23 protein-coding genes, 5 tRNA genes and 1 pseudogene are annotated in these 25405 nt (G+C 69.5%); 17 read left to right on the forward strand and 12 right to left on the reverse strand.

From position 1 onward, the window contains the following. Window positions 1-342: 342 nt before the first annotated feature. On the forward strand, window positions 343-813 hold the full coding sequence (locus tag EFK10_RS16310) for a GNAT family N-acetyltransferase (protein WP_240677252.1): 471 nt from the start codon (window positions 343-345) through the stop codon (window positions 811-813). Here the strand turns inward: EFK10_RS16310 and EFK10_RS16315 are convergent. Both EFK10_RS16315 and EFK10_RS52090 read right to left on the reverse strand, forming a co-directional pair. After that, window positions 783-977, reverse strand: coding sequence for a hypothetical protein (locus tag EFK10_RS16315; RefSeq protein ID WP_206305471.1), 195 nt, complete (start codon window positions 975-977; stop codon window positions 783-785). The genes EFK10_RS16310 and EFK10_RS16315 overlap by 31 nt on opposite strands. A 94-nt stretch (window positions 978-1071) precedes the next feature. Continuing rightward, window positions 1072-1176: pseudogene (locus tag EFK10_RS52090) on the reverse strand (hypothetical protein); the annotation flags it as partial. Between the two features lie 395 nt (window positions 1177-1571). On the opposite strand from EFK10_RS52090, the gene EFK10_RS16325 reads away from it, so the two are divergent. The 5 genes from EFK10_RS16325 (at window position 1572) to EFK10_RS16345 (ending at window position 7118) form a co-directional block, all read left to right on the forward strand. Further along, window positions 1572-2987 carry a zinc ribbon domain-containing protein gene (locus EFK10_RS16325; RefSeq protein ID WP_164836021.1) on the forward strand — a complete coding sequence of 472 codons (1416 nt, stop codon included), beginning with the start codon at window positions 1572-1574 and terminating at the stop codon, window positions 2985-2987. 206 nt (window positions 2988-3193) lie between these two features. Continuing rightward, window positions 3194-4261, forward strand: coding sequence for an HpcH/HpaI aldolase/citrate lyase family protein (locus tag EFK10_RS16330; RefSeq protein WP_127356421.1), 1068 nt, complete (start codon window positions 3194-3196; stop codon window positions 4259-4261). 1 nt (window position 4262) lies between these two features. After that, window positions 4263-5141, forward strand: coding sequence for an HpcH/HpaI aldolase/citrate lyase family protein (locus tag EFK10_RS16335; RefSeq protein ID WP_127356422.1), 879 nt, complete (start codon window positions 4263-4265; stop codon window positions 5139-5141). Between the two features lie 156 nt (window positions 5142-5297). Beyond that, a complete protein-coding gene (locus EFK10_RS16340) occupies window positions 5298-6893 on the forward strand; it encodes an acyl-CoA carboxylase subunit beta (protein WP_127356423.1) in 1596 nt (531 codons plus the stop codon). Window positions 6894-6908: 15 nt separating this feature from the next. Then, on the forward strand, window positions 6909-7118 hold the full coding sequence (locus EFK10_RS16345; protein ID WP_127356424.1) for an acyl-CoA carboxylase epsilon subunit: 210 nt from the start codon (window positions 6909-6911) through the stop codon (window positions 7116-7118). A gap of 69 nt (window positions 7119-7187) precedes the next feature. Here EFK10_RS16345 and EFK10_RS16350 read toward each other — a convergent pair whose 3' ends face one another. The 8 genes from EFK10_RS16350 to EFK10_RS16385 form a co-directional block, all read right to left on the reverse strand. After that, entirely contained in the window at window positions 7188-7769 is a 582-nt protein-coding gene (locus EFK10_RS16350) for a GTP-binding protein (RefSeq protein ID WP_127356425.1), read from the reverse strand. Further along, window positions 7750-8346: a DUF742 domain-containing protein gene (locus EFK10_RS16355; RefSeq protein ID WP_127356426.1), complete on the reverse strand. Its 597-nt coding sequence runs from the start codon at window positions 8344-8346 to the stop codon at window positions 7750-7752. Before EFK10_RS16355 ends, EFK10_RS16350 begins: the two co-directional genes overlap by 20 nt. Window positions 8347-8418: 72 nt before the next feature. Next, entirely contained in the window at window positions 8419-8832 is a 414-nt protein-coding gene (locus tag EFK10_RS16360) for a roadblock/LC7 domain-containing protein (protein ID WP_098749732.1), read from the reverse strand. Between the two features lie 9 nt (window positions 8833-8841). Further along, window positions 8842-11838 carry a sensor histidine kinase gene (locus tag EFK10_RS16365; protein WP_240677253.1) on the reverse strand — a complete coding sequence of 999 codons (2997 nt, stop codon included), beginning with the start codon at window positions 11836-11838 and terminating at the stop codon, window positions 8842-8844. A gap of 458 nt (window positions 11839-12296) precedes the next feature. Beyond that, the gene (locus tag EFK10_RS16370; protein WP_127356428.1) at window positions 12297-12905 is read right to left on the reverse strand and encodes a GTP-binding protein; all 609 of its coding nucleotides are present in this window, start codon (window positions 12903-12905) and stop codon (window positions 12297-12299) included. Further along, window positions 12886-13293, reverse strand: coding sequence for a DUF742 domain-containing protein (locus EFK10_RS16375; protein WP_127356429.1), 408 nt, complete (start codon window positions 13291-13293; stop codon window positions 12886-12888). The genes EFK10_RS16370 and EFK10_RS16375 overlap by 20 nt, the downstream gene beginning before the upstream one ends. A gap of 73 nt (window positions 13294-13366) precedes the next feature. Continuing rightward, window positions 13367-13780 carry a roadblock/LC7 domain-containing protein gene (locus tag EFK10_RS16380; protein ID WP_018562063.1) on the reverse strand — a complete coding sequence of 138 codons (414 nt, stop codon included), beginning with the start codon at window positions 13778-13780 and terminating at the stop codon, window positions 13367-13369. 9 nt (window positions 13781-13789) lie between these two features. After that, the gene (locus tag EFK10_RS16385) at window positions 13790-17410 is read right to left on the reverse strand and encodes a sensor histidine kinase (RefSeq protein WP_127356431.1); all 3621 of its coding nucleotides are present in this window, start codon (window positions 17408-17410) and stop codon (window positions 13790-13792) included. 557 nt (window positions 17411-17967) lie between these two features. Here EFK10_RS16385 and EFK10_RS16390 point away from each other — a divergent pair. From EFK10_RS16390 to EFK10_RS16430, 9 genes are all read left to right on the forward strand, one after another. Then, window positions 17968-18159 carry a hypothetical protein gene (locus tag EFK10_RS16390; protein ID WP_127356432.1) on the forward strand — a complete coding sequence of 64 codons (192 nt, stop codon included), beginning with the start codon at window positions 17968-17970 and terminating at the stop codon, window positions 18157-18159. 81 nt (window positions 18160-18240) lie between these two features. Then, entirely contained in the window at window positions 18241-19023 is a 783-nt protein-coding gene (locus tag EFK10_RS16395; RefSeq protein ID WP_127356433.1) for a fumarylacetoacetate hydrolase family protein, read from the forward strand. Then, entirely contained in the window at window positions 19016-20509 is a 1494-nt protein-coding gene (gene gltX, locus EFK10_RS16400; protein ID WP_127356434.1) for a glutamate--tRNA ligase, read from the forward strand. The genes EFK10_RS16395 and gltX overlap by 8 nt, the downstream gene beginning before the upstream one ends. Before the next feature lie 5 nt (window positions 20510-20514). Then, window positions 20515-21243, forward strand: coding sequence for an HAD family hydrolase (locus tag EFK10_RS16405; protein ID WP_127356435.1), 729 nt, complete (start codon window positions 20515-20517; stop codon window positions 21241-21243). Between the two features lie 89 nt (window positions 21244-21332). Beyond that, a tRNA-Gln gene (locus EFK10_RS16410) sits at window positions 21333-21404 on the forward strand. Between the two features lie 21 nt (window positions 21405-21425). Then, a tRNA-Glu gene (locus EFK10_RS16415) sits at window positions 21426-21498 on the forward strand. 26 nt (window positions 21499-21524) lie between these two features. Next, a tRNA-Glu gene (locus EFK10_RS16420) sits at window positions 21525-21597 on the forward strand. Between the two features lie 12 nt (window positions 21598-21609). Further along, window positions 21610-21681 (forward strand) — tRNA-Gln (locus EFK10_RS16425). Window positions 21682-21708: 27 nt separating this feature from the next. Continuing rightward, window positions 21709-21781 (forward strand) — tRNA-Glu (locus EFK10_RS16430). Window positions 21782-21825: 44 nt separating this feature from the next. Here EFK10_RS16430 and EFK10_RS16435 read toward each other — a convergent pair. Then, complete coding sequence (locus EFK10_RS16435; RefSeq protein WP_127356436.1) at window positions 21826-22482, reverse strand: MerR family transcriptional regulator; 657 nt, start codon at window positions 22480-22482, stop codon at window positions 21826-21828. 93 nt (window positions 22483-22575) lie between these two features. Between EFK10_RS16435 and EFK10_RS16440 the strand changes: the two genes are divergently transcribed. Further along, window positions 22576-23061 (forward strand): DUF4188 domain-containing protein, encoded by a 486-nt coding sequence (locus EFK10_RS16440; RefSeq protein ID WP_127356437.1) that lies wholly within the window; start codon window positions 22576-22578, stop codon window positions 23059-23061. Between the two features lie 6 nt (window positions 23062-23067). Here the strand turns inward: EFK10_RS16440 and ndgR are convergent, their stop codons facing one another. Next, complete coding sequence (gene ndgR / locus EFK10_RS16445; protein WP_127356438.1) at window positions 23068-23784, reverse strand: IclR family transcriptional regulator NdgR; 717 nt, start codon at window positions 23782-23784, stop codon at window positions 23068-23070. Between the two features lie 159 nt (window positions 23785-23943). Here ndgR and leuC point away from each other — a divergent pair, with 159 nt between their 5' ends. Further along, complete coding sequence (gene leuC / locus EFK10_RS16450; RefSeq protein ID WP_127356439.1) at window positions 23944-25365, forward strand: 3-isopropylmalate dehydratase large subunit; 1422 nt, start codon at window positions 23944-23946, stop codon at window positions 25363-25365. Window positions 25366-25405 lie beyond the last annotated feature (40 nt).

A 25405-nucleotide genomic window follows, 5' to 3' on the forward strand; every position in this document is an offset into this window, starting at 1 on the left:
CTCCATCCCCGCACCCCGCCACCCAGTCGGCAAGAAACGCAATAAAAAGGACACACTCAAGCGCGACGGAGCACAGCAGCAACCTTAAAGATCAAGCTTAGAGGCCGCGCGAATAGGTGGGGCGGCGTCGCGTGCCGATGGCTCTCGCCTGGCGGCGTTGTCGTCGGTCGACGACGTCCCCCAGCCTGGCGGCTGGGTGGGGGTCCCCCCGGCCGAAGGCTGGGGGAGTGCCCCCACCGCCTTGCCAGACTCGGCCCTCGACACGCTCCTTCCTCCACCCCACCTATCCGCGCGGCCTCCTATTCGTTCGCTCACCCGCGCATGCTGCCATACGTTCGTGACGTGACGACGACGCCCCACATACGGCCGGCGACCCCCGCCGACGCGCCTGCCATCGCCCGCATCCACATCACCTCGCGGGAGGCGACCATGCCGTACCTCCCGCCCCGCAAGCGCAGTGACGCCGAAGTGCATTGGTGGGTGGAGAACATCGTGCTCAAGGAGTGCCGCGTCTGGCTCGCCGAGCGGGACAGGCAGGCCCTCGGCTTCGCGGCGCTGGAGGACGGCGAGCTGCTCGACCAGCTCTATCTGCTCCCGGACGCCCGCCGCCAGGGCATCGGCACGCTGCTGCTGGACGGGGTCAAGCGGCACAGCCCGGACGGGCTGTCCCTGCACGTGTTCCGGCAGAACACCGATGCCCGCGCCTTCTACGAAAGCCACGGCTTCACCGTCACCGAGACCAATGACGGCAGCGCCAACATGGAGAACCTCCCCCAGCTGACCTACCGCTGGACGCCGTCCTCCCAGACCTGAACGCGCACCTCGTCGCCCACTGCGATCGTGCTGGCCCGCAGCACCGTCGCCTTGGTCGCGAAGCTCACCTTTCCGTCGTACTCCGGCTCCTGCCGGTAGCAGGCCAGCGTACGGATCGGCTCTGGGCGCACCGAGTAGCCCAGCCGTGCCGTGCCGAGCGTCATGTGGCGGAAGCGGTCCTCGGTGTGGGCGTCGGGTCGCGCTGCCGCGGAAGGAGCCGTCGGCCTCGTCCACGACCATGAAGGTGCGGTCGTGGGCCAGTCCGGTCTCGGTGACCTCGGCGCTGGCCGCGCTGACACCTGCGACGCCTTTGACCGGACTTCTTGAGCGCAAGCCCGGGCGTTCACGCCCGGGTTGGCTCATCCGTGACACGGAGCCGTAGCGGCGGAGGTCGCTTCTCCGTCTGGTCGGTCCCGTTGTGGTGTCGGTTTGTCAGTGTTGGGTTGTAGTCTTTCAATGTGGCGCTGACCTGCGATCACTCTGACTTGTGGGCTGTGTTGGCGGTTGCGGGTTGTGGCTTTGCCAGGACTGTCGGGGCGGGATGTGGGGGGGCAGTGTCGGAGGACGTCGAGGACGTCGTTGCCGCTGGAGCCCGGGTTGTTCCGCCGGCCGTTGCTGCGCGCCTGGCGTCGATGCAGGCCCGGAAGGACGCAGGCCTGGTTGGGCGGACGGCAGTTGTGCCGGTTTGGCTCAGCCGCACGGATCACGTGCGGGCGCATGAGGCGTGCCACGCTGCGGCCGGCCTGTGGAACCAGACGGTGTCGTGGCTACGTGGTGAATGGACCGAGGGTGCCCAGCCGGGTAAGGAGGACGTACGACGGTTCGTCACCTCACTGCGCTCTGACCAGAGGCCGTTCCACGCGCATACGGCGCAGGCGGTGGCGTACGACGTGTGGGACGCCGTCGCGACCTCCCGGGCGAACCGTGCACAGGGTTTGAAGGCCAGGGCACCGTGGCGGGAGAAGCAGTACCGCCCGTTGTCGCTCAGCGCCGGCTTCGGGTGGCGTGTCACGCCGAAGGGCCGACTGGCCCTGTCGCTGGGCCGGGGCCGCGACCGGATTGTGCTGGCGCTGCCGCAGGTCACCTCACGCGACGGCAGGCCGGTGGGCCCCGCGTCCTGGGGCGAGATCCGCCTGTGCTGGGACCGGAACGCCAGGTCCTGGGCGCTGCATATTGCGTACTCCACCCCGGGTGACGCACTCCCTGGACCGGCGGCCGACCGGCCGACGGTGACGGTGGCGATCGACGAAGGCGTCATCAACCCGATGACGCTCGCCGCGCCTCTGCCTGACGGCAGCATGTCGGTGCTGGTCATCAACGGCCGCGCTGGGCGCGCAGCCAAGCGTCAGCGGAACAAGACGGTCGCGAAACTCACCTCTCGGATGGCCCGCTGCAAGAACGGCTCCCGCAAACACCGCAGGCTGCTCGCGGCGAAGAAGAAAGTGGAGGCGAAGACGGAGCGTCGCCTGCACGACTTCGACCACCAGGTCACCGCGAAAGCTGAGAAGTTCACCCGCGGGATCCATGCCACGTGGACGAAGCACCGCCGGGAGGTATCCGGCCCGGACACGATCGTCGGGGTGCGTCTGGTCGCGGGGGACGTGGGCGGCATCGAGCGGAACGCCAACAAGAAGCGGCGGGCTTCACGCTCGACGCGGCAGCAGCTGTCGCAGTGGTCCCGCGGCCGGCAGGAAGACTTCCTGCAGTACAAGACCGGACTGGTACTCGAGCACATCAACGAGGCGTACTCCTCCCAGACCTGTCCGGTGTGTAACCACCGCACGAAGGTCCGCGGGCGCGAGTACGTCTGCAGGAACACCACCTGCGGTTTCCGGCTGCACCGGGACGCAGTGGGCGGCGTCAACATTCAGACGCTTGCCGTCAACGACGGGCGATTCCGTCCGGACCCCGACCTCCGCGTGGAGGTCATGTATCGCCGAGCCCAACCCGGCTGGAGTCCGCTCCAGCGGACACTGCACGCCTACCACCAGGACGTCCTCGGACGCGCCGGCTGGGAAGCATGCAGGGAAGCACGGCGTAGCGCCCAGAACCGGGCCACCCGCGGCACGACCGCGGGCGTAGCTGTCGTCCCTGCACCACGGGACAGCACTGACCAGACAGCCGGCACCACCACCCTCGCGGGTGCTGGCCGGACACCCGTCCACGCCGCCTAACCAGTCAGCGCAAGACAGAAGCCCCGGCCAGGCCGGGGAGGTTCACGGGGTAGTACGTCAGGCCATCGCGGCAGACATGACAGTGACCGTACCGAAGGAAGCGTCGGTGACCAACAGCACACGTACCGACCAGTAACGTAATCGACCCGGCGGCCATAAAGTGTCGGCCGTACGCTCCCCACCCTCGAACCGACCTGGGAGATCGCATGCGTTCCGCGAAGGACTTCTTCCGACCACTGGCCGTGGGGGCTCCGGACCCCGTACGCGAGGTGCCGTTCCGGCCGTCGCGGATGATCCACTTCTTCGACCCGAGCAACGAGAAGATGGCGGCGAAGGTCCCCTCCATCGCGGCGAAGGTGGACGTCCTGCTCGGTAATCTGGAGGACGCCGTCTCGGCCGACCGCAAGGAGGCCGCGCGCGAGGGCCTGGTGCGGATCGCCAAGGCCACCGACTTCGGCGAGACGCAGCTGTGGACGCGGATCAACAGCCTGGACTCGCCGTGGGCGCTGGACGACCTGCTGACGCTGGTCACCGAGATCGGGGACAAGCTGGACGTCGTGATGGTGCCCAAGGTGGAGGGCGCCGAGGACATCCACTACGTGGACCGGCTCCTCGCCCAGCTCGAGGCGAAGGCCCGCATCGACCGCCCCATCCTGGTCCACGCGATCCTGGAGACAGCCGGGGGAGTGGTGAACGTCGAGGAGATCGCCGGGGCCAGCCCCCGCATGCAGGGAATCTCCCTCGGCCCCGCCGACCTCGCGGCCAGCCGGCGTATGAAGACCACCCGCGTCGGCGGCGGGCACCCGGGCTACCTGGTCCGCGAGGACCCCAAGGACCCCGATATGGAACTGCCGCGGCTGACCTACCAGCAGGACCTGTGGCACTACACGATCGCCCGGATGGTCGATGCCTGCGCCGCCCACGGGATCCTGCCCTACTACGGCCCCTTCGGGGACATCAAGGACACCCTGGCCTGCGAGGACCAGTTCCGCAACGCCTTCCTCCTGGGGTGCGTGGGCGCCTGGAGCCTGCACCCGGTGCAGATCGACATCGCCAAGAAGGTCTTCTCGCCGGACCCCGCCGAGGTCGCGTGGGCCCGCAGGGTGATCGACGCCATGGGCGACGGCACCGGCGCGGTGATGATCGACGGCAAGATGCAGGACGACGCCACCTTCAAGCAGTGCCGGGTGGTCGCCGAGCTGGCGGACGCACTTTCCGCCCGCGACCCCGAGCTGGCCGAGGCGTACGAAGCCGCGTACAAGGAGCAGAGCTGACATGACCGACGCCAACGCCATCCTCCGGCCCCGCCGGTCCGTGCTCTACATGCCCGGCGCCAACGAGCGCGCCCTGGAGAAGGCCAAGACCATCCCCACCGACGCGCTGATCCTCGACCTGGAGGACTCCGTCGCCCCCGACGCCAAGGGCGACGCCCGCAAGCGCGTCGCGGCCGCGGCCGCCTCCGGCGAGTACGGCTACCGCGAGGTGACCATCCGGGTGAACTCCCCCGGCACCCCCTGGCACGACGATGACCTGCGGGCCGCCGCCGAGGCCGGGCCGGACGCCGTGGTGGTCCCCAAGGTGGACTCGCCGGAGACGGTGCACGCCGTCGAGCGCGCCCTCGAAGCCGCCGGAGCCCCGGACCGTACCGCGATCTGGGCCATGGTGGAGACCCCGCAGGCCATGCTGGACGCCCGCGCGATCGCGGCGGCCAGCCGGCGGCTCACCGTCCTGGTCATGGGCACCAACGACCTCGCCAAGGAGCTGCACGCCGAGCACGTCCCGGGCCGGGCCCCGCTGCTCACCGGGCTGTCCCTCGCCCTCCTGGCCGCCCGGGCGAACGGGAAGGTGATCCTGGACGGGGTCTACAACGACGTCACCGACCTGACCGGCTTCGAGGCGGAGTGCGTACAGGGCCGGCAGTTCGGCTTCGACGGCAAGACACTGATCCACCCCAAGCAGGTGGAGATCTGCAACAACGCCTTCGCGCCGTCGGAGGAGGAAGTCGACAAGGCCGGCCGCATCATCGCCGCCTTCGAGGAGGCCCAGGCGGAGGGCCGGGGCGTCGTCACGGTCGACGGAAAGATGATCGAGAACCTCCATGTGGAGGACGCTCGCCGTGTCCTCGCACTTGCCGCGGCTGTTGCCGGGAGGTAACGCCCAGTAGGACGAACGATACAAAGAATCGGCCCCACGCCCGTCGCGCGGGGCCTTTCTTGTGTTGGTTCTGTCCAGATGCTCCATGAAGTGGGGTCGGAGTCTGTGCGGAGTCGACGCCGATTTTTGAGGCGCATCGCTCGTAAGGTCGATGTCATGACCGTTTTGGACGAAGTGCCGGCCGAGCCCGCAGCCGAGGCGAACGACGCCCGTGGCCGGGTGGCAGAACTGCACGCCATCCGCGAGCAGGTCCGGCGTGGACCCAGCGACCGTGCCACCGAGGCCCAGAAGGCCAAGGGCAAGCTGACGGCTCGTGAGCGTATCGACCTGCTCATCGACGAGGGTTCGTTCAACGAGGTCGAGCCGCTGCGCCGGCACCGCGCCACCGGCTTCGGCCTGGAGGCGAAGAAGCCGTACACCGACGGAGTGATCACCGGCTGGGGCACCGTCCACGGCCGCACCGTCTTCGTATACGCACACGACTTCCGGATCTTCGGCGGCGCGCTGGGCGAGGCCCACGCCACCAAGATCCACAAGATCATGGACATGGCCATCTCGGCCGGTGCCCCCCTGGTCTCGCTCAACGACGGCGCCGGCGCCCGTATCCAGGAGGGCGTCTCCGCGCTCGCCGGCTACGGGGGCATCTTCCAGCGCAACACCCGCGCCTCCGGTGTCATCCCGCAGATCAGCGTGATGCTCGGCCCATGCGCGGGCGGCGCGGCCTACAGCCCGGCGCTGACCGACTTCGTCTTCATGGTCCGCGAGACCTCGCAGATGTTCATCACCGGTCCGGACGTCGTCCAGGCCGTCACCGGCGAGAAGATCTCCCAGAACGGCCTCGGCGGCGCCGACGTCCACTCCGAGGTCTCCGGCGTCTCGCACTTCGCGTACGACGACGAGCAGACCTGCATCGAAGAGGTCCGCTACCTGCTGTCGATGCTCCCGCAGAACAACCGGGAGAACCCGCCCGCCGCCCCCACGTCCGACCCCGCCGACCGGCGCGGCGACGTGCTGCTGGACCTGGTCCCGGCGGACGGCAACCGCTCCTACGACATGCACAAGGTGATCGAGGAGCTCGTCGACGACGCCGACTACCTGGAGATCCACGAGCGCTGGGCGACCAACATCATCGTCGCCCTGGCCCGCCTCGACGGCCAGGTCGTCGGCATCATCGCCAACCAGCCCGCCTCACTCGCCGGTGTTCTCGACATCGAGGCCAGCGAGAAGGCCGCCCGCTTCGTGCAGATGTGCGACGCCTTCAACATCCCGCTCGTCACTCTTCTGGACGTCCCCGGCTTCCTTCCGGGCGTCGACCAGGAGCACGGTGGCATCATCCGGCACGGCGCCAAGCTGCTGTACGCGTACTGCAACGCCACCGTGCCCCGGATCTCGCTGATCCTGCGGAAGGCCTACGGAGGTGCGTACATCGTCATGGACAGCCAGTCCATCGGTGCCGACCTCACCTACGCCTGGCCCACCAACGAGATCGCGGTGATGGGCGCCGAGGGCGCCGCCAACGTCATTTTCCGCAAGCAGATCGCCGAGGCCGACGACCCCGACGCCATGCGGATCGCGATGGTCAAGGAATACAAGAGCGAGCTCATGCACCCTTACTACGCCGCTGAGCGCGGCCTGGTGGATGACGTGATCGACCCGGCGGAGACCCGAGAGGTCCTCATCCGCTCGCTCGCGATGCTGCGCACCAAGCACGCCGACCTGCCGTCGCGCAAGCACGGCAACCCGCCCCAGTAAGGGAGAACGACCACTGTGAGCACCCCTACTGACAGCACGTTCGTCCGTGTCGAGAAGGGCCAGGCCAGCGACGAGGAGCTGGCGGCCCTGACCGCCGTCCTGCTGGCCCGCGCGGCGGCGACCGGCCAGGACACCGAGGACTACGTCAAGCCGCGCTCCGTGGCCGGCTGGCGTCGGCTGGAGCGGCAGTCCGGCTTCGCCGCCCCGCACAGCTGGCGCAGCTGACCATCACCACAGCAGCGCGAAGGCCCCGCACACGGTGTGCGGGGCCTTTCGCGTCGTACCGCCGGGGCGCTAGCGCAGCCGCGCCATCAGCGCGTGCTCGACCAGCGTGATCAGCGCGCTCTTCGCCTCGCCGCGGTGGCGGGCGTCGGTGATGATGATCGGCGCCTCGGGCCCGATCTGCAGGGCCTCGCGGACCTCTTCGGGCTTGTAGGGCTGCTGGCCGTCGAAGCCGTTGAGGGCGATGACGAACGGCAGGCCGCTGTTCTCGAAGTAGTCGACAGCCGGGAAGCAGTCGGCGAGCCGCCGGGTGTCTACGAGCACGACCGCGCCGATCGCGCCACGCACCAGGTCGTCCCACATGAACCAGAAACGGTCCTGGCCCGGGGTACCGAACAGGTAGAGGATCAGGTCCTCGTCGAGCGTGATACGGCCGAAGTCCATGGCCACGGTGGTCGTGGTCTTGTCCGGCGCGTGCGTCAGGTCGTCGATACCGGCAGACGCCGACGTCATCACGGCTTCGGTGCGCAGCGGGTTGATCTCCGATACGGCACCGACGAACGTGGTCTTGCCCACGCCGAAGCCGCCCGCCACCACAATCTTCGCGGAGGTGGTTGAGCGAGCTGGAGGACCGCTAGAGCTTGCGAAGTCCACTGAGCACCCTTTCGAGCAGTGTCACGTCTGGCTGGCCGCCCGAGGCTTCGTCGCCACCGGGCTGGTGGATAGTGACGAGGCCGGCCTCGGCCAGGTCGGCGACGAGGATTCGGGCAACGCCGAGGGGGATGGAGAGGAGCGCGGAGATCTCCGCGACCGACTTGATCTCCCGGCAGAGGATGCAGATCCGCTGGTGCTCCGGCAACTGCCCCCGCAGTTGCACCGGTTCGGCCGTGGTGCTGACCAGTGCCTCGATGGCGAGCTGGTAGCGCGGCCGGGTCCGGCCACCGGTCATGGCGTACGGCCGTACCAGCGGCTGCTGGTCGGAACCGAGCGGTGTGGGGCGGCCCGCCCGGGACGACCCGACCCGTGAGGTGGGAGGAGTCGACTGCGGAGGCGGGGCCTGCGGAGGCTGATACGGCTGGATTCTCGGCTGCCGGTGTTGTGGCTGGCGTGGCTGGGCACCAGGAGCACCGGGGACGGACTCCTGGCTGGGAGCCGAGGGGAAGTTGAACCGCTTGTAGGGCGGCTGCTGTTGCGGGTTGCCGTACTCATCTCCGCCTGGGGGCGTTGCCACGGTTCCTCCTCCAGCTGGGTCGACGCGTCTGAGCACCCTATGGGTACTCAGACACGTCCGCATGCCTGTCCGTTAGTTGAGCAGGCTGCCCTGCAATTCAGCGCGCAGATCGGGGGTGAGTACGGACCCTGCCCGGTCGACGAGCAGAGCCATCTCGTAGCCCACGAGGCCGATGTCGCACTCGGGGTGTGCGAGCACGGCCAGTGACGAACCGTCGGAGACGGACATGATGAAGAGGAAGCCACGTTCCATCTCCACGACTGTCTGGTTGACGCTGCCGCCCTCGAAGATGCGGGAGGCGCCGGCGGTCAGCGAGGTCAGGCCCGAGGCGACCGCGGCGAGCTGGTCGGCCCGGTCCCTCGGGAAGCCCTCGGACATCGCGAGAAGCAGGCCGTCGGCAGAGACCACAACCGTGTGGGACACCCCGGGGGTGTTGTCCACAAAGTTGGTGATCAACCAGTTCAGGTTCTGTGCCGCCTGGCTCATCGGACTCAACTAACGCTCCTGGTGATTGGGGCCGAAGCCCTGGCCGTTCGTGTCAGTTCCCGCAGTGCGTCCCTGCTGGACGCCGCGCCGCAGATTGCTCAGCCGGCCACGGACGTCCTCCGGGTTACGAGAGACCTGGGGGCCGCTCTGCGGAGTCTGCTGGGCGGTGCCCGGGACCAGGTTGGCCTTGGGGACCCGCCGGGGCAGGCCGGAGGGGGTGACCCCGCCGGCCTTGGGCTCACGGGCCTGTTCGGCCCGCTGCCAGTTCTGGTCGTTCGTCGAACGCCACGCCGAGGTGTCGTCCTGCACCTGCGCCGGGACGGCCGTCGTCGCCTCCTCGGGCTGCGTCCAGCCGCTGCGGTCACGACGCGGCAGGCCGGCGTCGGTCAGCGAGTTGGACACGCTCGAGGTGGGTCCCGGTCGCTCGAAGCCTATGCTCTCCGGGGCCCCAAAGGGGGCGCTGGGGGAGGAATCAGCGGCCTGCGGCTGGTAGGGCTGCTGCGGCGTCTCCCCCCGCGGCTGCTCCTGGTAGCCGTAGCCGTTGGACTCGTAGGGCTGGGTCTGCGGCTGGGGCTGGGGCTGCGGGTCGGCGTACGGCTGCTGGACCTGCGGTGTCGGCTGCGGCCAGTCGTCCTGGTACGCGGCGGCCGCGGGCTCCTCGTAGGCTTGCGGGGCGGCGTACGGCTGCTCGCTGTAGGAGTGCTCGCTGAAGCCGTTACCCTCGTAGCCGCCCGAGGCGTGGGCCTGCGGCTCGTAGGGCTGGTCGAACGACTGGCCGTACGGGGGCTCCTCCGGCTCGCGCTCGCCGGTGGCGGCCTCCAGCTGGGCGCGGCGCTCCTCGCGCATCAGGGAGCGGCCCACGGGGTCCAGGGCACGGGCGTCGTCCGGTACCTGGATGGCGTCGTAGCGGGAGTCGTCGAAGCCGAGCTCGGCGGCGGTCGGCCCGTAGGAGGCGAACTCCTGCGTCGAGTCGTGCTGGGGGACGATCTGGGAGACCGTGAAGTCGTCCTCGCCCTCGGGGAAGCCGACCTCCTCGCCGCCGCCACCGTGGGTGATCGGCTCGGGGAGCATGACCAGCGAGGTGGTGCCGGCCTGCTCGCCGGAGGGGCGGAGCTGGACGCGGATGTCGTGCCGGTCGGCGAGGCGGCCGACCACGAACAGGCCCATGCGCTTGGAGATCGAGGCGTCCACGGTCGGCGGGTCGGCCAGCTTGTGGTTGATGTCCGCGAAGTCCTCGGCGGTGAGGCCGATGCCCTTGTCGTGGATCTCGACCATTACCCGGCCGTCGGGCAGCCGGGTCGCGGTGACCCGGACCTTGGTCTGCGGGGAGGAGAAGGTGGTGGCGTTCTCCAGCAGCTCGGCCAGCAGGTGGACCATGTCGGTCACGGCTGTGCCGTGGATCTCGGTCTCCGGAATGCCGACCAGTTCGATGCGCTCGTAGCTCTCCACCTCGGAGGCCGCCGCGCGGAGCACGTCGACCAGCGGGACCGGCTGGTTCCAGCGGCGACCGGGCTCCTCGCCGGCGAGGACCAGGAGGTTCTCGCCGTTGCGCCGCATGCGGGTGGCGAGGTGGTCCATCTTGAAGAGGTTCTCGAGCTGGTCCGGGTCCGCCTCGTTGTTCTCCAGCTCGGTGATCAGGGTGAGCTGGCGCTGGATGAGGCCCTGGTTACGACGCGAGAGGTTGGTGAAGATCGCGTTGACGTTGCCCCGCAGCAGAGCCTGCTCGGCGGCGAGCCGGACGGCCTCGCGGTGCACCTGGTCGAAGGCGCGGGCGACCTCGCCGATCTCGTCCTGGGAGTTGATCGGGATGGCCTGGATGCGGGTGTCGACCCGGCCGGGCTCCGTACGCGAGAGCTGGTCGACCAGTGCGGGCAGGCGCTGTTCGGCGATGTCGAAGGCGGCGTTGCGCAGGCGGCGCATGCTGTTGCTCATCGAGCGGGCCATCATGGCGGCCACGATGAAGGCGATGATCAGCGCGACCAGCACGACGGCCGAGTTGACGATGGCGTCGGTGCGGGCGCTGTTCGCGATGTCCTGCGAGTCGTTGTAGGCCGCGTCGGCCAGGTCCTTCTGGATGTTGCGGTAGGCGTCGAAGCCGAGGGTCGAGGCGGCGAACCAGGACTCGGCGGTGACGCCCTGGGCCTTGAGGGCGCTGGGCGATGCGCCGGAGGCGATGAGCGTGATCATCTTCGTGATGCTCGGCGGGGCGACGAAGGTCTGGCCCGCGGCGGCGGCCTGCTCGGCGGCCTGCTTGGCCTGCGCGGTGCCCTTCTTCGTGGCCGCGGCCTCTTCGGTCGTCAGCCGCTGCAGGTCGGCGGGGGTGCCGCCGCCCTGGTACTCCTGGATCGCGATCTGCTGCAGATAGGCGTACGAGGCGAAGGAGGTCAGCTGGGTGCCGAGTTCAACCTTGGAGAGCTTGCTGCGGTCCTCGACCAGGAGGTGCGTGCCGATCGCGCGGGTCAGCGACTCGGCGGCCTGGGTGAGCGAGATGGCGTAGAGGGTGCGGCCGTAGGCGGCGATGTTCGTGGTGCCGAAGCCGAGTTCGTTGGCCAGCTCCATCAGAGGGTGCTGGACGGCGACGTAACCCTCTTCGGTCTGTACGCCGGACACCTTGTTGGTGAAGGCGACGGCCCGCAGCGGGGCCAGCTTCTTCTCACCGTCCCGGACGGCCTGGATACGGCGCTTGAGGCTGGCGGTGTTCGGCATCTGCGCGACGGCCTTGTCGAAGGTCACCTTGGCTGCGTCGGTCGCCGCGCGGACCTGGGTCACCGTCGTGTTCTTGGTGTCGCCCTGCAGCAGGGGAACCACGGTGAGGTCGCGCTCGTTGTTCAGCGCGTTGCCGTACGTGGCCGCTGTGCGGACCACCTCGGCCGTACGGACCGCGTCATCGGCCAGTTGCCAGGTCTGCACCGAGCTCTGTACACGGAAGCCGCCGAAGACCAGGGCGACGAGCACGGGGATGAGGAGGATGGCGTTCAGGCGCGTGGCCACCCGCCAGTTGCGCATGGCAAAGCGGCTGCCCGGATCGCCCGGCGCCTCACTGACCGGCTCGGACGCTGCGGCAGGGGCCGTCGTCCCGTATCGCGCAGGCGGGGTGAAGTTGCCGCGCGGATGGTCCGCGGGGCCCGGCTCTGCTCGCCTTGTGTTCCTCACTCGACCAACAACCTCTCGGCGACGGCACTGATGGGGCCGTTACTACTGTCGGGTTCCACGAATTCCAGCACGTCATGGGGGTGCTCTACAAACCTCGTACAGGAAGTCCCACGTGCGGAAATCGCGCTTTGCAAAACGGGCATAAGGGTAAAGCAATGGCAAATTGAGCAGCGATAAGTGCTCTGTGAAACCGACCGGGCGCAGCTTGTGTTCATGGCCGGGTTGATTCTCTGTCGAAACGTTATGAACACAAGGACCGGCCGTGTCAAAAGACACAGCCGGTCCGTGCCACAACTGGCAAACTGGAGTGCTTACTTGAGGCGAGCGAGCAGCGCGTGCTCCACGAGCGTGATCAACGCGCTCTTCGCCTCGGCACGGTGCCGGGCGTCCGTGGTGATGATCGGGGCGTCGGGACCGATCTGCAGGGCCTCGCGCACCTCCTCCGGACGATAGGGCTGGTGTCCGTCGAAGCCGTTGAGGGCGATGACGAACGGCAGGCCGCTGTTCTCGAAGTAGTCGACCGCCGGAAAGCAGTCGGCGAGACGGCGGGTGTCGACCAGCACCACGGCGCCGATGGCACCGCGCACCAGGTCGTCCCACATGAACCAGAAACGGTCCTGACCCGGCGTACCGAACAGGTACAGGATCAGGTCGTCGTCCAGCGTGATACGGCCGAAGTCCATGGCCACCGTGGTGGTGGTCTTGTCCGCGACATGGCTCAGGTCGTCGATCCCGGCCGACGCGGAGGTCATCACGGCCTCCGTGCGCAGCGGGCTGATCTCCGAGACCGCGCCCACGAACGTGGTCTTGCCCACGCCGAAGCCGCCCGCCACCACGATCTTGGCCGAGGTGGTGGAACGAGCCGCAGGCGGACCACCGTACGCCGCCTGCTGCCCGGGCCTAGAGCTTGCGAAGTCCACTGAGCACCCTTTCGAGCAAGGTCACATCGGGCTGTCCGCCGGCCTCGCTGCTGCTCGGCTGGTGGATGGAGACCATTCCGGCCTCCGCCAGGTCGGCCACCAGAATCCGGGCCACGCCGAGCGGAATTGCCAGCAGCGCCGAGATCTCCGCGACCGACTTGAGCTCGCGGCACAGATGGCAGATGCGCTGGTGCTCGGGGAGCAGCCCTTGGTACGCACCCGGGTCGGCGGAAGTGCTGACCAGCGCCTCGATGGCGAGCTGGTAGCGCGGCCGGGTGCGGCCACCGGTCATGGCGTACGGCCGCACCAGCGGCTGGTCGCCTTCGCCCCCGTACGGCGCATGGTGGGGCGCGCCGTACGGGCCGGGCGAGGCGGGCGGCGGTGTCATCAGGGTCCTCCGGATCGAGCGGAAGCGGTCGCGAATCGTCGGGCAGTACGTGCTGGTGGTACGTCAGGCTTGCTCAGCCCATCAGGCTGCCTTGCAGTTCTGCGCGCAGGTCGGGGGTGAGAACGGCGCCCGCCCGGTCGACGAGCAGGGCCATCTCGTAGCCCACGAGGCCGATGTCGCACTCCGGGTGTGCGAGCACGGCCAGCGAGGAACCGTCGGAGACGGACATCAGGAGAAGGAAGCCGCGCTCCATCTCGACCACGGTCTGGTTGACGCTGCCGCCCTCGAAGATCCGCGAGGCCCCCGCGGTCAGCGAGGTCAGACCGGAGGCGACGGCGGCCAGCTGGTCGGCGCGGTCACGGGGGAAGCCCTCGGACATCGCCAGCAGCAGGCCGTCGGCGGAGACCACGACGGTGTGGGACACCCCGGGGGTGTTGTCCACGAAGTTCGTGATCAACCAGTTCAGATTCTGTGCCGCCTGGCTCATGGTGCTCAACTAACGCTCCTGCTGGTGAGTGTTGCCGCCCCACTGACTATCGGGGGCACGGTCGCCGGGGCCAGGTGTGGCCTGACGTCCTTGCTGGATACCGCGTCGGAGGTTGGTGAGGCGTCCGCGCACGTCGTCGGGCGCCCGCGAGACCTGCGGACCACCCTGGGGGGCCTGCTGGGGAGCGGCGCCCCCCGGGACCAGGTTGGCACGCGGCACGCGGCGCGGCAGACCGGACGGGGTGATCCCGCCGGCCGACGGTTCGCGGACCTGCTCGGCGCGCTGCCAGACCTCGTCGTTCGGCGTAGGACGCCAGGCCGGGGTCTCGCGGCGCGGGGGCTGCGTGGGCTGGTAATGCTGCTGGTTGTTCGGCTGACCGTTGTGGCTCTGATTCTGGTTCTGGTACTGCGGTGCCGAAGTACCGGGGCGCTGCAGCGGCTGGGTGTGCTGCTGGGGCTGAGCCTGCTGCGTCGGCTGGGGCTGCGGCGGCTGCTCAGCGCGGGTCCGCTGCGGCGGCGCCTGCTGGGGCCGGGACTGCTGGGGTCGCTGCCGGCTCTGCGCCGGGGCGGCCGGCTGTCCCCCAGCCTGGCGGCTGGGAGGTGCCCCCAGCTGGGGCGCGGGGGCGATCGGGCCGCTCTCCACGTGTACCTGCTGCATCCGCTCGACCCGGCCGCTGCGGAACCAGTCCGACTCCAGCGCCTCGAATATCGGGCTGCGCTCGTCACCGCGCATCGGCGCCGGCGGCAGGGCCATCGGCTCCGCCACGGGCGGCAGTTGGGGCTCCACGCCACGGTTCGGCTGGGGCCGCTGCTGCTGCTGCGGGGCAGGGGCTGGGGCCGGAGTCGGCGCCTGCGGCATCGGGGCGGGGGCCGGACGGCCGCCGCTGCCCGGCTGCTGGAACACATCGCTGCGGGTGAAGCCGCCCTGGCCCTGACCGCCCTGCTGCGGCCGGCCCTGCGGGATGGTGCCGAAGTCCGGGAGCGGGGCCGGACCCGACTGCGCCGCCGAAGCGGGCGCGGGCACGGGAGCCGGACGCGGGCCGCTGCCCGGACCGCGCGTCTGCGGGCCGGTGGTACCCCCGCCGTAGGCAGGGGGCGTGTGCGGAAGGCTGTCGAAGTCCGGGCGCTCGAAGGCCTGTGTGGACTCGACGTCCTCGTGACCACGCGCCCGGTCGGCCGCGGCCGACACCGGCTGCGGGGCGTTGCCGCCGCGCTGGGGCTGCTGGGGTGCGGTGCGGCCGTTGTCCTGGCCGGAGTCCGCCCAGCTCGGGTTCGTACGCTGCGGAGCGTGCCGCCCACCGGAACCGCCGGGGCCGGGCGCCGGACGGGACCCCGCAGGACGGCCCTGCGGCGAACCGGGGCCTCCCGGGCCGGAGTTGAGAGCGGGGCGCGGCTCGGAAGCCGGCACCTGACCGCGCTGCGGCGGACGGCCGACCTGGCCGTTGCCGGGACCGGCGCCCATACCCGCGGCGACCGGGCCACCGGAACCACCGGGCATGCCGGGCTGCTGACCACGGCCGGCCGTACCGGGCTTGGTCTTGCCGCCACCCTGCGTGACGTCCACCGGCAGCATGACGAGCGCCGTGGTGCCGCCGGAGTCGGACGGGCGGAGCTGGATCCGGATGCCGTGGCGCAGGGACAGCCGGCCGACCACGAACAGGCCCATGCGGCGGGAGACGGAGACGTCCACCGTCGGCGGGTTGGCCAGCCGCTCGTTGATGTCGGCCAGGTCCTCCGGGGACAGGCCGATGCCGGTGTCGTGGATCTCGATCAGTACGCGGCCGTCGGGCAGCGCGTGACCGGTGACTCGCACCTTGGTCTGCGGGGAGGAGAACGACGTGGCGTTCTCCAGCAGCTCGGCGAGCAGGTGGACGAGGTCGTTGACGATGCGGCCGGTGACCTCGGCGCCGGGCACCGAGGTCAGCTCGATGCGCTCGTACTGCTCCACCTCGGAGGCCGCGGCGCGAAGCACGTCGACCAGCGGGACCGGCCGCGTCCAGCGGCGGCCCGGCTCCTCGCCGGCGAGGACCAGGAGGTTTTCACCGTTCCGGCGCATACGGGTCGCGAGGTGGTCCAGCTTGAAGAGCGAGGACAGCTGGTCCGGGTCGGCCTCGCGGGACTCGAGCTCGGAGATCAGGCTCAGCTGGCGCTGGATGAGGCCCTGGCTGCGGCGCGAGAGGTTGGTGAACATCGCGTTGACGTTGCCTCGCAGCAGCGCCTGCTCGGCGGCCAGTCGGACCGCCTCACGGTGGACCTCGTCGAAGGCGCGGGCCACCTGGCCGATCTCGTCGCGGCTGGTGATACCGATCGACTCGACCGAGGTGTCCACGTCCTGCGGATCGGACTCCGACAGGTGCTTGACCAGCTCGGGCAGCCGCTTCTGCGCGACGTCCAGCGCACCTTCCTGCAGCCGGCGCAGCGAGCGGATCATGGAGCGGGCCACCACAAAGGCGCCGACGACCGAGATGCCCAGCACCAGCAGGATGATGGCGCCGTTGAGGTACGCCTCCTGCGAGGCCGCGTTCTGCAGCTTCAGACCCTGCTGGGTCATGTCGTTGAGCAGCTGGGCTTCGATCTTCTGCATCGTCTCCAGCTTGGTCCGGGCGTTGTCGTCCCAGTCCAGGTAGGAGCCGTCGATGTTCTTGATGCCCACTTCGGTCGCCGCGACGCGGTCCTGCTGGTCGTCGACGGCCTTGATCGTGTTGTTCTTCGCGGGGTCCAGGGGCGACATCAGGTCCGTGTAGGCGGCGTCGCCGTAGATCTGCCGGAACTGGTTGAGCGCGGTCGCCTCGGCCGAGTTGACGTCGTTGAGGTAGCGCCAGTCGTTGGGCTGGAGGTTGTTGCCGTTGGCGAGGGCGGCACTGATCACGGCGCGCTGGATGGAGTCGTACTCCTTGGCCGCCGAGAAGGCGGCCAGCGCGCGGGTGCTCTGGATCATTTCCGAGTTGCCGGAAGCCTGGGCCATCTCGGAGGAGAGGTTGAGCAGCTGGGTGATCAGGTCGTCGTACTGGGCGACCGTCTGCGAGATGTAGTTCGGGTCGGTGTAGGCGGTCGCGCGGATGTCCTTGAGCGTACCGAGCTGCTTGTCGATCGCGACCAGCGAGGCGCTCACACCGGTGAGGTCCTGTGGGATGCCCTTGTTGCTGGCGGCGATGAAGGCAGTCTTCGCCCGATCGGTCGCCTCCTGCGTGGAGATGACCGCGTCGTTCTTGGGGTTGCGGTTCTGGCCGCTCAGCGGTCCGGCAGAGCTGTCGCGCTCTTCCTGCATCGCGGCGGCCAGCTTGGTCGCCTGCTCGGTGAGATCGGTCAGCGTCTGCACATTGCCGAGCTGGGTGACGTTGTCCAGCGAGTTCTGGATGCGCAGGGCACCCAGAGACGTCGCCGCGACGACCGGCAGCGCGAGCAGCGACACCAGACGGGTGCTGATGCGCCAGTTGCGCATGGCGATGCGCGAGCTGTGCTTGGGGCCCGTACCCGTGCCGCGGAGCGGGCCCGCGCTGGGTTGCGCGCCCGTGGTCCCGGCTTCTGCGGTTTCGTTCGTCCGGCGCGGCGATGGGCCGTGATCGGTCCCACCGCGCTGCTCCGGGTCGCCGCCCGCAGCGCCGTCATCCCTCTTGAAACGTCCCTGCACTAGCGTCGCAACCTCTGGACCAGGCGTCCCCCGCGCGGGCGGCAGGACGGTGTCGAGTTCGGGAGCCCCACCCTCCCCGGCGGGTGCCCTGTTCGCCGCCGCTGGGTGGCCGAACGCGCCCCCTGCGCGCCGGATGATGCGGCGGTCCGGGGAATTCCAGCACAGTGCCTGATCCTGCAACAAGGCTCGAGCCAGATTGAACGGAATGTGTGACTCAGCGCATTGGACGGGTCACCCGTTGTCGGTGACGCTACCGGGGATAGTCGGCTAATTCGGACGTTATTCCCGCGAGTCGCGAGGGGGGTTCGAGGGCCCCTTCGCCACCTCTCGTGGGTGAAGAATCCACTAAAGTCCCGGATGCCGGATTGGATGACCTTGATCCACTGTCCGACTCGGTTGATTTGTCCATGTCCTGGTGAGGAATATCACAGCCCGTCGGTCGTCTTGGGCGCCGAGTGGTGGGAATGGGCGCCACTAACCTGATCGCTTTACACCGTGTTGCAAGCCGTCAATCGGCGCGATAGTGCGCCCTGAATACCCGAGGTTCAGACCGGCCCATGAAGACGACCATGCTGATGCGTCCCATAGCCAACCCGCGCCGCACCACCCTGGCCCACCTGAAGGACGCGGAGCCGCTGCTCGAGGCCGAGCCGGCCACGGACGCGGAAGCGGTGGAGGTACGTCCACTGCCTCAGCAGACGGCGAACCCCCGCCGTACGACGCTCGTCAACCTGCCGGGTCAGGGCTGAGCCGCCGCAGGTTCGCCGGCTCGCGCGCCCGCGTCAAATAGGCTGGGGCTTCCATCTCCGGTCACCCCAGTGAGGGAAAGCGTGCGCATCGCCAGGTTCTCCATCGACGGCAATGTCGCCTTCGGCGCGGTCGAGGGCACGGACTCCGTGCCCGACGGCCTCGTCCTCGACATCATCAAGGGCGTCCCGTTCGCCGAATTCGAGCTCTCCGGTACGAAGGTCCCGCTGAGCAAGGTCCGGCTGCTGCCGCCCGTACTGCCAAGCAAGGTCGTGGCCATCGGCCGCAACTACGCCGAGCACGCCGCGGAGCTGGGCAACGAGGTGCCGCCCTCGCCCTGGGCGTTCTTCAAGCCGTCCACATCCGTGGTCGGCCCGGGCGACCCGATCGTGTACCCCACGTTCTCCAGCGAGGTGCACCACGAGGCCGAGCTGGCCGTGGTCATCGGCCGCATGTGCCGCGAGGTCCCGCGCGAACGCGTCAAGGACGTCATCCTCGGCTACACCTGCGGCAACGACGTCACCGCCCGCGACACCCAGCGGGCCGAGAAGCAGTGGGCACGGGCCAAGGGCTTCGACTCCTCCTGCCCGCTCGGCCCCTGGATCGAGACCGGCGTGGACCCCTCGGACCTGGCGATCACCGCGACCGTCAACGGCGAGCTGCGGCAGGCCGGCCGCACCAGCCAGATGATCAACTCCATCGAGGACCTGATCGTCAACATCACCGAGGCGATGACCCTGCTCCCGGGTGACGTCATTCTCACCGGTACCCCGGCCGGGGTCGGACCGCTCAACGTCGGCGACGAGGTCGCCGTCACCATCGAAGGCATCGGCACTCTCACCAACAAGGTGATCAAGCGTGGCTAGCGCAGCAGTTTCCCCCGGTTCCCCCGTACGCGTACGTTTCTGTCCCTCGCCGACCGGCAACCCCCACGTGGGCATGGTGCGCACCGCCCTGTTCAACTGGGCCTTCGCCCGCCACCACAAGGGCACCCTGGTCTTCCGCATCGAGGACACCGACGCGGCCCGCGACACCGAGGAGTCGTACAACCAGCTCCTCGACGCGATGCGCTGGCTCGGCCTCGACTGGGACGAGGGCCCCGAGGTCGGCGGCCCCCACGCGCCGTACCGCCAGTCGCAGCGTATGGACATCTACGCGGACGTCGCCCGCAAGCTCCAGGACGCCGGCCACGCCTACAAGTGCTACTGCACCACCGAGGAGCTCGACGCCCGCCGCGACGCCGCCCGCGCCGCCGGCCGTCCGTCCGGCTACGACGGCCACTGCCGGGACCTCACCCCCGAGCAGATCGGCGCGTACGAGGCCGAGGGCCGCACCTCCATCGTCCGCTTCCGGATGCCCGACGAGCCGATCACCTTCACCGACCTGGTGCGTGGCGAGCTGACCTTCACCCCCGACAACGTGCCCGACTACGGCATCGTCCGGGCCAACGGCGCCCCCCTCTACACCCTGGTCAACCCGGTCGACGACGCGCTCATGGAGATCACCCACGTGCTGCGCGGCGAGGACCTGCTGTCCTCCACCCCGCGCCAGATCGCCCTGTACGCGGCCCTCGCCGAGATCGGCGTCGGCAACGGGCGGGTGCCCGAGTTCGGCCACCTGCCGTACGTCATGGGCGAGGGCAACAAGAAGCTGTCCAAGCGCGACCCGCAGTCCTCGCTCAACCTCTACCGCGAGCGCGGCTTCCTGCCCCACGGTCTGCTGAACTATCTCGCCTTGCTGGGCTGGTCGTTCTCCGCCGACCAGGACATCTTCACGATGGACGAGATGGTCGCCGCGTTCGACATCAAGGACGTCAACGCCAACCCGGCCCGCTTCGACCTCAAGAAGGCCGAGGCGATCAACGCCGACCACATCCGCCGGCTCGACCTCAAGGCCTTCATCGAGGCCTGCGACCCCTGGCTCAAGCCCCCGCACGCCCCCTGGGCGCCCGAGGACTTCGACCAGGCGGGGTGGGAGGCCATCGCCCCGCACGCCCAGACCCGCCTGACGGTGCTGTCCGACATCACGGCCAACGTCGACTTCCTCTTCCTGCCCGAGCCGGTCGAGGACGAGGCCTCCTGGCAGAAGGCGATGAAGGAGGGCGCCGCGGACCTGCTCCGCACGGCCCGGGAGAACCTCGCCGCCGCAGACTGGAACGCGGAGTCGCTCAAGGAGGCCGTCCTGGCCGCCGGCGAGGCCCACGGCCTCAAGCTCGGCAAGGCCCAGGCCCCGGTCCGCGTCGCCGTCACAGGCCGCACCGTCGGCCTGCCGCTCTTCGAGTCCCTCGAGGTACTCGGCCGCGAGCGCACCCTGGCCCGCATCGACGCCGCCCTCGCGAAGCTCGGCGGCTGACGGCGGTGCCGATCCGCGCCGTGTTCTGGGACATCGACGACACGATCTTCGACTACACCGGGGCCGAGCGCGACGGCGCGCTGGCGCACTTCAGGGCCGAGGGCCTGCTCGACGGGTACGAATCCGCCGAGCAGGCCCTCGGCCTCTGGCGCGAGGTGATGGAGTTTCACTACGGCCGTTTCATCGCCGGCGAGCTGACCTTCGCCGAGCAGCGCCGCGAGCGGGCCCGGGACTTCCTGGGCCGCCGCTCCATGGGCGACGCCGAGGCGGACGCGTGGTTCGCCGGCTACCGCTCGCACTTCGAGGCGTCCGCCGCGACGGCCTTCCCGGACGTCCTGCCGGCCCTGAACGCGCTGACCCCCGGCTACCGGCACGGCGTGCTCTCGAACTCCAGCGTGGCCCAGCAGGAACCCAAGCTCCGCCGGCTCGGCCTCCGCGACCGCTTCGAGTGCCTGCTCTGCTCCGACGAACTCGGCCACGCCAAACCCTCCCCCCGGGCCTTCCTCGCCGCCTGCGACGCGCTCGGGCTGCCGCCGCGCGAGGTGGCGTACGTAGGTGACAAACCCGACACCGACGCCCGCGGCGCCGACGCGGCCGGCCTCTTCGGCGTCTGGCTGGACCGGGCGGGCCGGGCGCCCGCCCCGCCCGACCTGCGGCGTATCACGGACCTGGGGCAACTGCCCGCGCTCCTGACGGCCGATACCCGTTTTGGAGCCCCGTCTCCGATCGGGTAATGTTCTTCCTGCGCCGCCCGAGCGGGCCAAAAGGCCGGACCGGGAAGCGTAACCAAAGGAAACCCCCCAGAGTGGGGGTTGAGTTTTGGTGGGGTATGGTGTAATTGGCAGCACGACTGATTCTGGTTCAGTTAGTCTAGGTTCGAGTCCTGGTACCCCAGCGCATCGCTTTCGCAGTGCAAGCCCCCGTTGTGTAGCGGCCTAGCACGCCGCCCTCTCAAGGCGGTAGCGCCGGTTCGAATCCGGTCGGGGGTACTGGTCCCGTACGGGACTTCGCTAGGGCCCCCGTTGTGTAGCGGCCTAGCACGCCGCCCTCTCAAGGCGGTAGCGCCGGTTCGAATCCGGTCGGGGGTACTTGACACACCATGGGGTATGGTGTAATTGGCAGCACGAGTGATTCTGGTTCATTTAGTCTAGGTTCGAGTCCTGGTACCCCAGCACAGCATCTGTAGTACAGCTCAGCTAGCCCCCGTTGTGTAGCGGCCTAGCACGCCGCCCTCTCAAGGCGGTAGCGCCGGTTCGAATCCGGTCGGGGGTACGCAACAAGTAGGGCCCGACGCCACTGGCGCCGGGCCCTTCCTGCTATTCGCCCTTCTTGCCCTCTCCGAAGCGCCGGTTCGACTCCTCGGCCTCGGCCAGGCGCCGCAGGCTCAGCAGCACGGGTTCGTAGAGCACCGTCAGCATCACGGCGGCCTCGACCTTCTCCAGCGGGGTCGCGTACTCCTCGATCAAGTCCAGGTCGTGGACGGACAGTTGGCGGGAGATGTGGGCGTAAGCGGTCAAATACTGGACGTCGCAGGGGTATCCGAGCCGCGTCAGGGCGGCGACCGCGGAGACCAGCATCCGGTAGGCGGGGGAGAGGGCGGCGACGGCGCGGCTGAAGCCCCAGTCCAACTCTTCTAGCAGGCGGTCGACTTCGCGCCGTGCGGTCTCGGTGGCCGGATCGTCCTCCGCCGGCTCGGGGCCGTGCGGCAGGGACCACACCGCCGCGCCGATCCGCATGTGCTGGTCCAGGGAGTCGTCCTCCACCGCGGTCAGCACTTCGCGGGCGGTGGCCACCGGCACCCGGCCGACCTGGATCAGGGCCCGTACGAGCCGGAGTCGGCGCAGATGCTCCTCGCTGTACTCGGCCTGGGTGGCGGTGACGCGGCGGCCGGGCGGTAGGAGCCGCTCGCGCAGGTAGTACTTGATCGTGGCGGTGGACACCCCGCTGCGCTCGCTCAACTCCGCCAGTCGCATTCCTCTTGCACCTTCCGTTGGGGAGTGTCACTATCCAAGCATGGATAGCGATGCTATCCAACGTGTCGATCACGCCGCACAGGGGGATCCACCATGAGCGCCAAGCCGATACCGGGCCGCCAGACCGCCGCCGCCGAAGGCGACATCGTCGTCTTTCACATCGGGATGCGGATCAACCACTTCCGGGCGCCGCGCAGCTGGTTCCCGGTCTTCCAGGCCATGCCGCGCATGCTGCGGGAACTGTCCAAGGACAAGGCCGCAGGCCTGCTCGGCTACCGCCTGCTGAGCGGCGGCCCGAGGATCTTCTACGTCGTCCAGTACTGGGAGTCCAAGGAGAAGCTGCTCGCCTACGCCGCCGACCAGGACCAGCAGCATCGCCCCGCCTGGACGGCCTTCAACCGCTACGCACGCGTCGGCAAGGGCCATGTAGGCATCTGGCACGAGACGTATTTGGTCCCCGCGGGCTCGTACGAGGCGATCTACGCGGACATGCCCGCCTTCGGCCTCGCGGCGGTGACCGGCGTCATCCCGGTCGGCCGGCGCGGCGAGCGCGCCAGGGACCGCCTGGCCGCCGCATAACCGGCCCTAGCCGTTGCGCCGCAGGGCCTCGGAGAGCCGCCCGGCGGCGTCGATGACGGCCTGGGCGTGCATACGGCCCGGGTGGCGGGTCAGCCGCTCGATGGGCCCGGAGACGGAGACGGCGGCCACGACGCGGTTGGAGGGGCCGCGCACGGGCGCCGAGACCGACGCCACGCCCGGCTCGCGCTCGCCGATGGACTGGGCCCAGCCACGGCGGCGTACGCCGGAAAGCGCGGTGGCCGTGAAGCGGGCGCCCTGGAGGCCGCGGTGCAGCCGCTCGGGCTCTTCCCAGGCCATCAGGACCTGCGCGGCGGAACCGGCCTTCATCGGCAGCGTGGAGCCGACCGGGACCGTGTCCCGCAGGCCGGACAGCCGCTCGGCGGCGGCCACGCAGATCCGCATGTCGCCCTGGCGGCGGTAGAGCTGCGCACTCTCGCCGGTGACGTCCCGCAGGTGCGTGAGAACGGGGCCCGCCGTGGCGAGCAGGCGGTCCTCGCCGGCCGCCGCGGCCAGCTCGGACAAGCGCGGCCCGAGGATGAATCGACCCTGCATGTCCCGCGCGACCATACGGTGGTGCTCCAGGGCGACCGCCAGTCGGTGCGCCGTGGGGCGGGCCAGGCCGGTGGCGCCCACGAGCCCGGCCAGGGTGGCCGGGCCGGACTCGAGTGCGCTGAGCACCAGAGCCGCCTTGTCGAGAACGCCGACGCCACTACTGTTGTCCATGCAACGATACTCGCGTCTCACTCTGTGAAACGCAAGTTCAATTTTCCGTAGAACGCGTCAGGCTTGAAGCACAGAGCTTTGGCACCCACCCCCACAAGGGCCGGAGAGCCACGGCATCGGACGAGTTGGCCGGCAATGCGGCCGGTCGGAGGGACAGCGATGGGTAGGACACTCGCGGAAAAGGTCTGGGACGATCACGTCGTCCGGCACGCCGATGGCGAGCCCGACCTCCTCTACATCGACCTGCACCTCATCCACGAGGTCACCAGCCCCCAGGCTTTCGACGGCCTGCGGATGAACGGCCGCCCGGTGCGCCGTCTGGACCTCACCATCGCCACCGAGGACCACAACACCCCGACCCTCGACATCGACAAGCCGATCGCCGACCCGGTCTCGCGCACCCAGCTGGAGACGCTGCGCAAGAACTGCGCCGAGTTCGGCGTCCGTCTGCACCCGCTGGGCGACGTCGAGCAGGGCGTCGTGCACGTCGTCGGCCCGCAGCTGGGCCTGACTCAGCCCGGCATGACGGTGGTCTGCGGCGACAGCCACACCTCCACCCACGGTGCTTTCGGCGCGCTGGCGTTCGGCATCGGCACCTCGCAGGTCGAGCACGTACTGGCCACCCAGACGCTGCCGCTGGCGCCCTTCAAGACCATGGCGATCACCGTCGACGGCGAACTGCCCGCGGGCGTCACCGCCAAGGACCTGATCCTGACGATCATCACCAAGATCGGCACCGGCGGCGGCCAGGGTTACGTCATCGAGTACCGCGGCTCGGCCATCGAGAAGCTGTCGATGGAAGCCCGGATGACCATCTGCAACATGTCGATCGAGGCCGGTGCCCGCGCGGGCATGATCGCCCCGGACCAGACCACCTTCGACTACCTCGAGGGCCGCGACCACGCGCCCAAGGGCGAGGACTGGGACGCCGCCGTCGCGTACTGGAAGACCCTGAAGACCGACGAGGACGCCGTCTTCGACACCGAGGTCGTCATCGACGCCGCCGCGCTCTCCCCGTTCGTCACCTGGGGCACCAACCCGGGCCAGGGCGCCCCGCTGAGCGCCATCGTCCCGGACCCCGCCTCCTTCGCCGACCCCAGCGACCGCATGGCCGCCGAGAAGGCCCTGGAGTACATGGCGCTGTCCGCCGGTACGCCGCTGCGCGAGGTCAAGGTCGACACCGTCTTCCTCGGCTCCTGCACCAACGGCCGTATCGAGGACCTGCGCGCCGCCGCCGCCGTCGTGGAGGGCCGCCAGGTCGCCGACGGGGTACGGATGCTGGTCGTGCCGGGTTCCGTACGAGTCGCGCTGCAGGCCGTCGAAGAGGGCCTGGACAAGGTGTTCAAGGCCGCCGGCGCCGAATGGCGGCACGCGGGTTGCTCGATGTGTCTGGGCATGAACCCCGACCAACTCGCCCCTGGCGAGCGCTCCGCGTCCACGTCCAACCGCAACTTCGAGGGACGGCAGGGCAAGGGCGGCCGCACCCACCTGGTCTCCCCGCAGGTCGCGGCCGCCACTGCGGTACTCGGCCACCTGGCCTCGCCCGCTGATCTCACTGCCGAATCGGGCCTGGAGGCCTGAGCAGTCGTGACTCCTCCCCCGAAGGGGCTTCTCGCTCAGC

Source organism: Streptomyces soli (assembly GCF_003999195.1).
GTDB lineage: Bacteria > Actinomycetota > Actinomycetes > Streptomycetales > Streptomycetaceae > Actinacidiphila > Actinacidiphila soli.

Excerpts from the sequence above, each read along its gene's own strand:
- EFK10_RS16315 (WP_206305471.1), bottom strand. The coding sequence starts at position 977 with ATGACGCTCGGCACGGCACGGCTGGGCTACTCGGTGCGCCCAGAGCCG.
- EFK10_RS16330 (WP_127356421.1), top strand. The coding sequence starts at position 3,194 with ATGCGTTCCGCGAAGGACTTCTTCCGACCACTGGCCGTGGGGGCTCCG.
- EFK10_RS16335 (WP_127356422.1), top strand. The coding sequence starts at position 4,263 with ATGACCGACGCCAACGCCATCCTCCGGCCCCGCCGGTCCGTGCTCTAC.
- EFK10_RS16340 (WP_127356423.1), top strand. The coding sequence starts at position 5,298 with ATGACCGTTTTGGACGAAGTGCCGGCCGAGCCCGCAGCCGAGGCGAAC.
- EFK10_RS16360 (WP_098749732.1), bottom strand. The coding sequence starts at position 8,832 with ATGAGCCAGGCGGCACAGAACCTGAACTGGTTGATCACCAACTTTGTG.
- EFK10_RS16365 (WP_240677253.1), bottom strand. The coding sequence starts at position 11,838 with ATGCGCAACTGGCGGGTGGCCACGCGCCTGAACGCCATCCTCCTCATC.
- EFK10_RS16375 (WP_127356429.1), bottom strand. The coding sequence starts at position 13,293 with ATGACACCGCCGCCCGCCTCGCCCGGCCCGTACGGCGCGCCCCACCAT.
- EFK10_RS16380 (WP_018562063.1), bottom strand. The coding sequence starts at position 13,780 with ATGAGCCAGGCGGCACAGAATCTGAACTGGTTGATCACGAACTTCGTG.
- EFK10_RS16390 (WP_127356432.1), top strand. The coding sequence starts at position 17,968 with ATGAAGACGACCATGCTGATGCGTCCCATAGCCAACCCGCGCCGCACC.
- EFK10_RS16435 (WP_127356436.1), bottom strand. The coding sequence starts at position 22,482 with ATGCGACTGGCGGAGTTGAGCGAGCGCAGCGGGGTGTCCACCGCCACG.
- EFK10_RS16440 (WP_127356437.1), top strand. The coding sequence starts at position 22,576 with ATGAGCGCCAAGCCGATACCGGGCCGCCAGACCGCCGCCGCCGAAGGC.
- ndgR (WP_127356438.1), bottom strand. The coding sequence starts at position 23,784 with ATGGACAACAGTAGTGGCGTCGGCGTTCTCGACAAGGCGGCTCTGGTG.
- leuC (WP_127356439.1), top strand. The coding sequence starts at position 23,944 with ATGGGTAGGACACTCGCGGAAAAGGTCTGGGACGATCACGTCGTCCGG.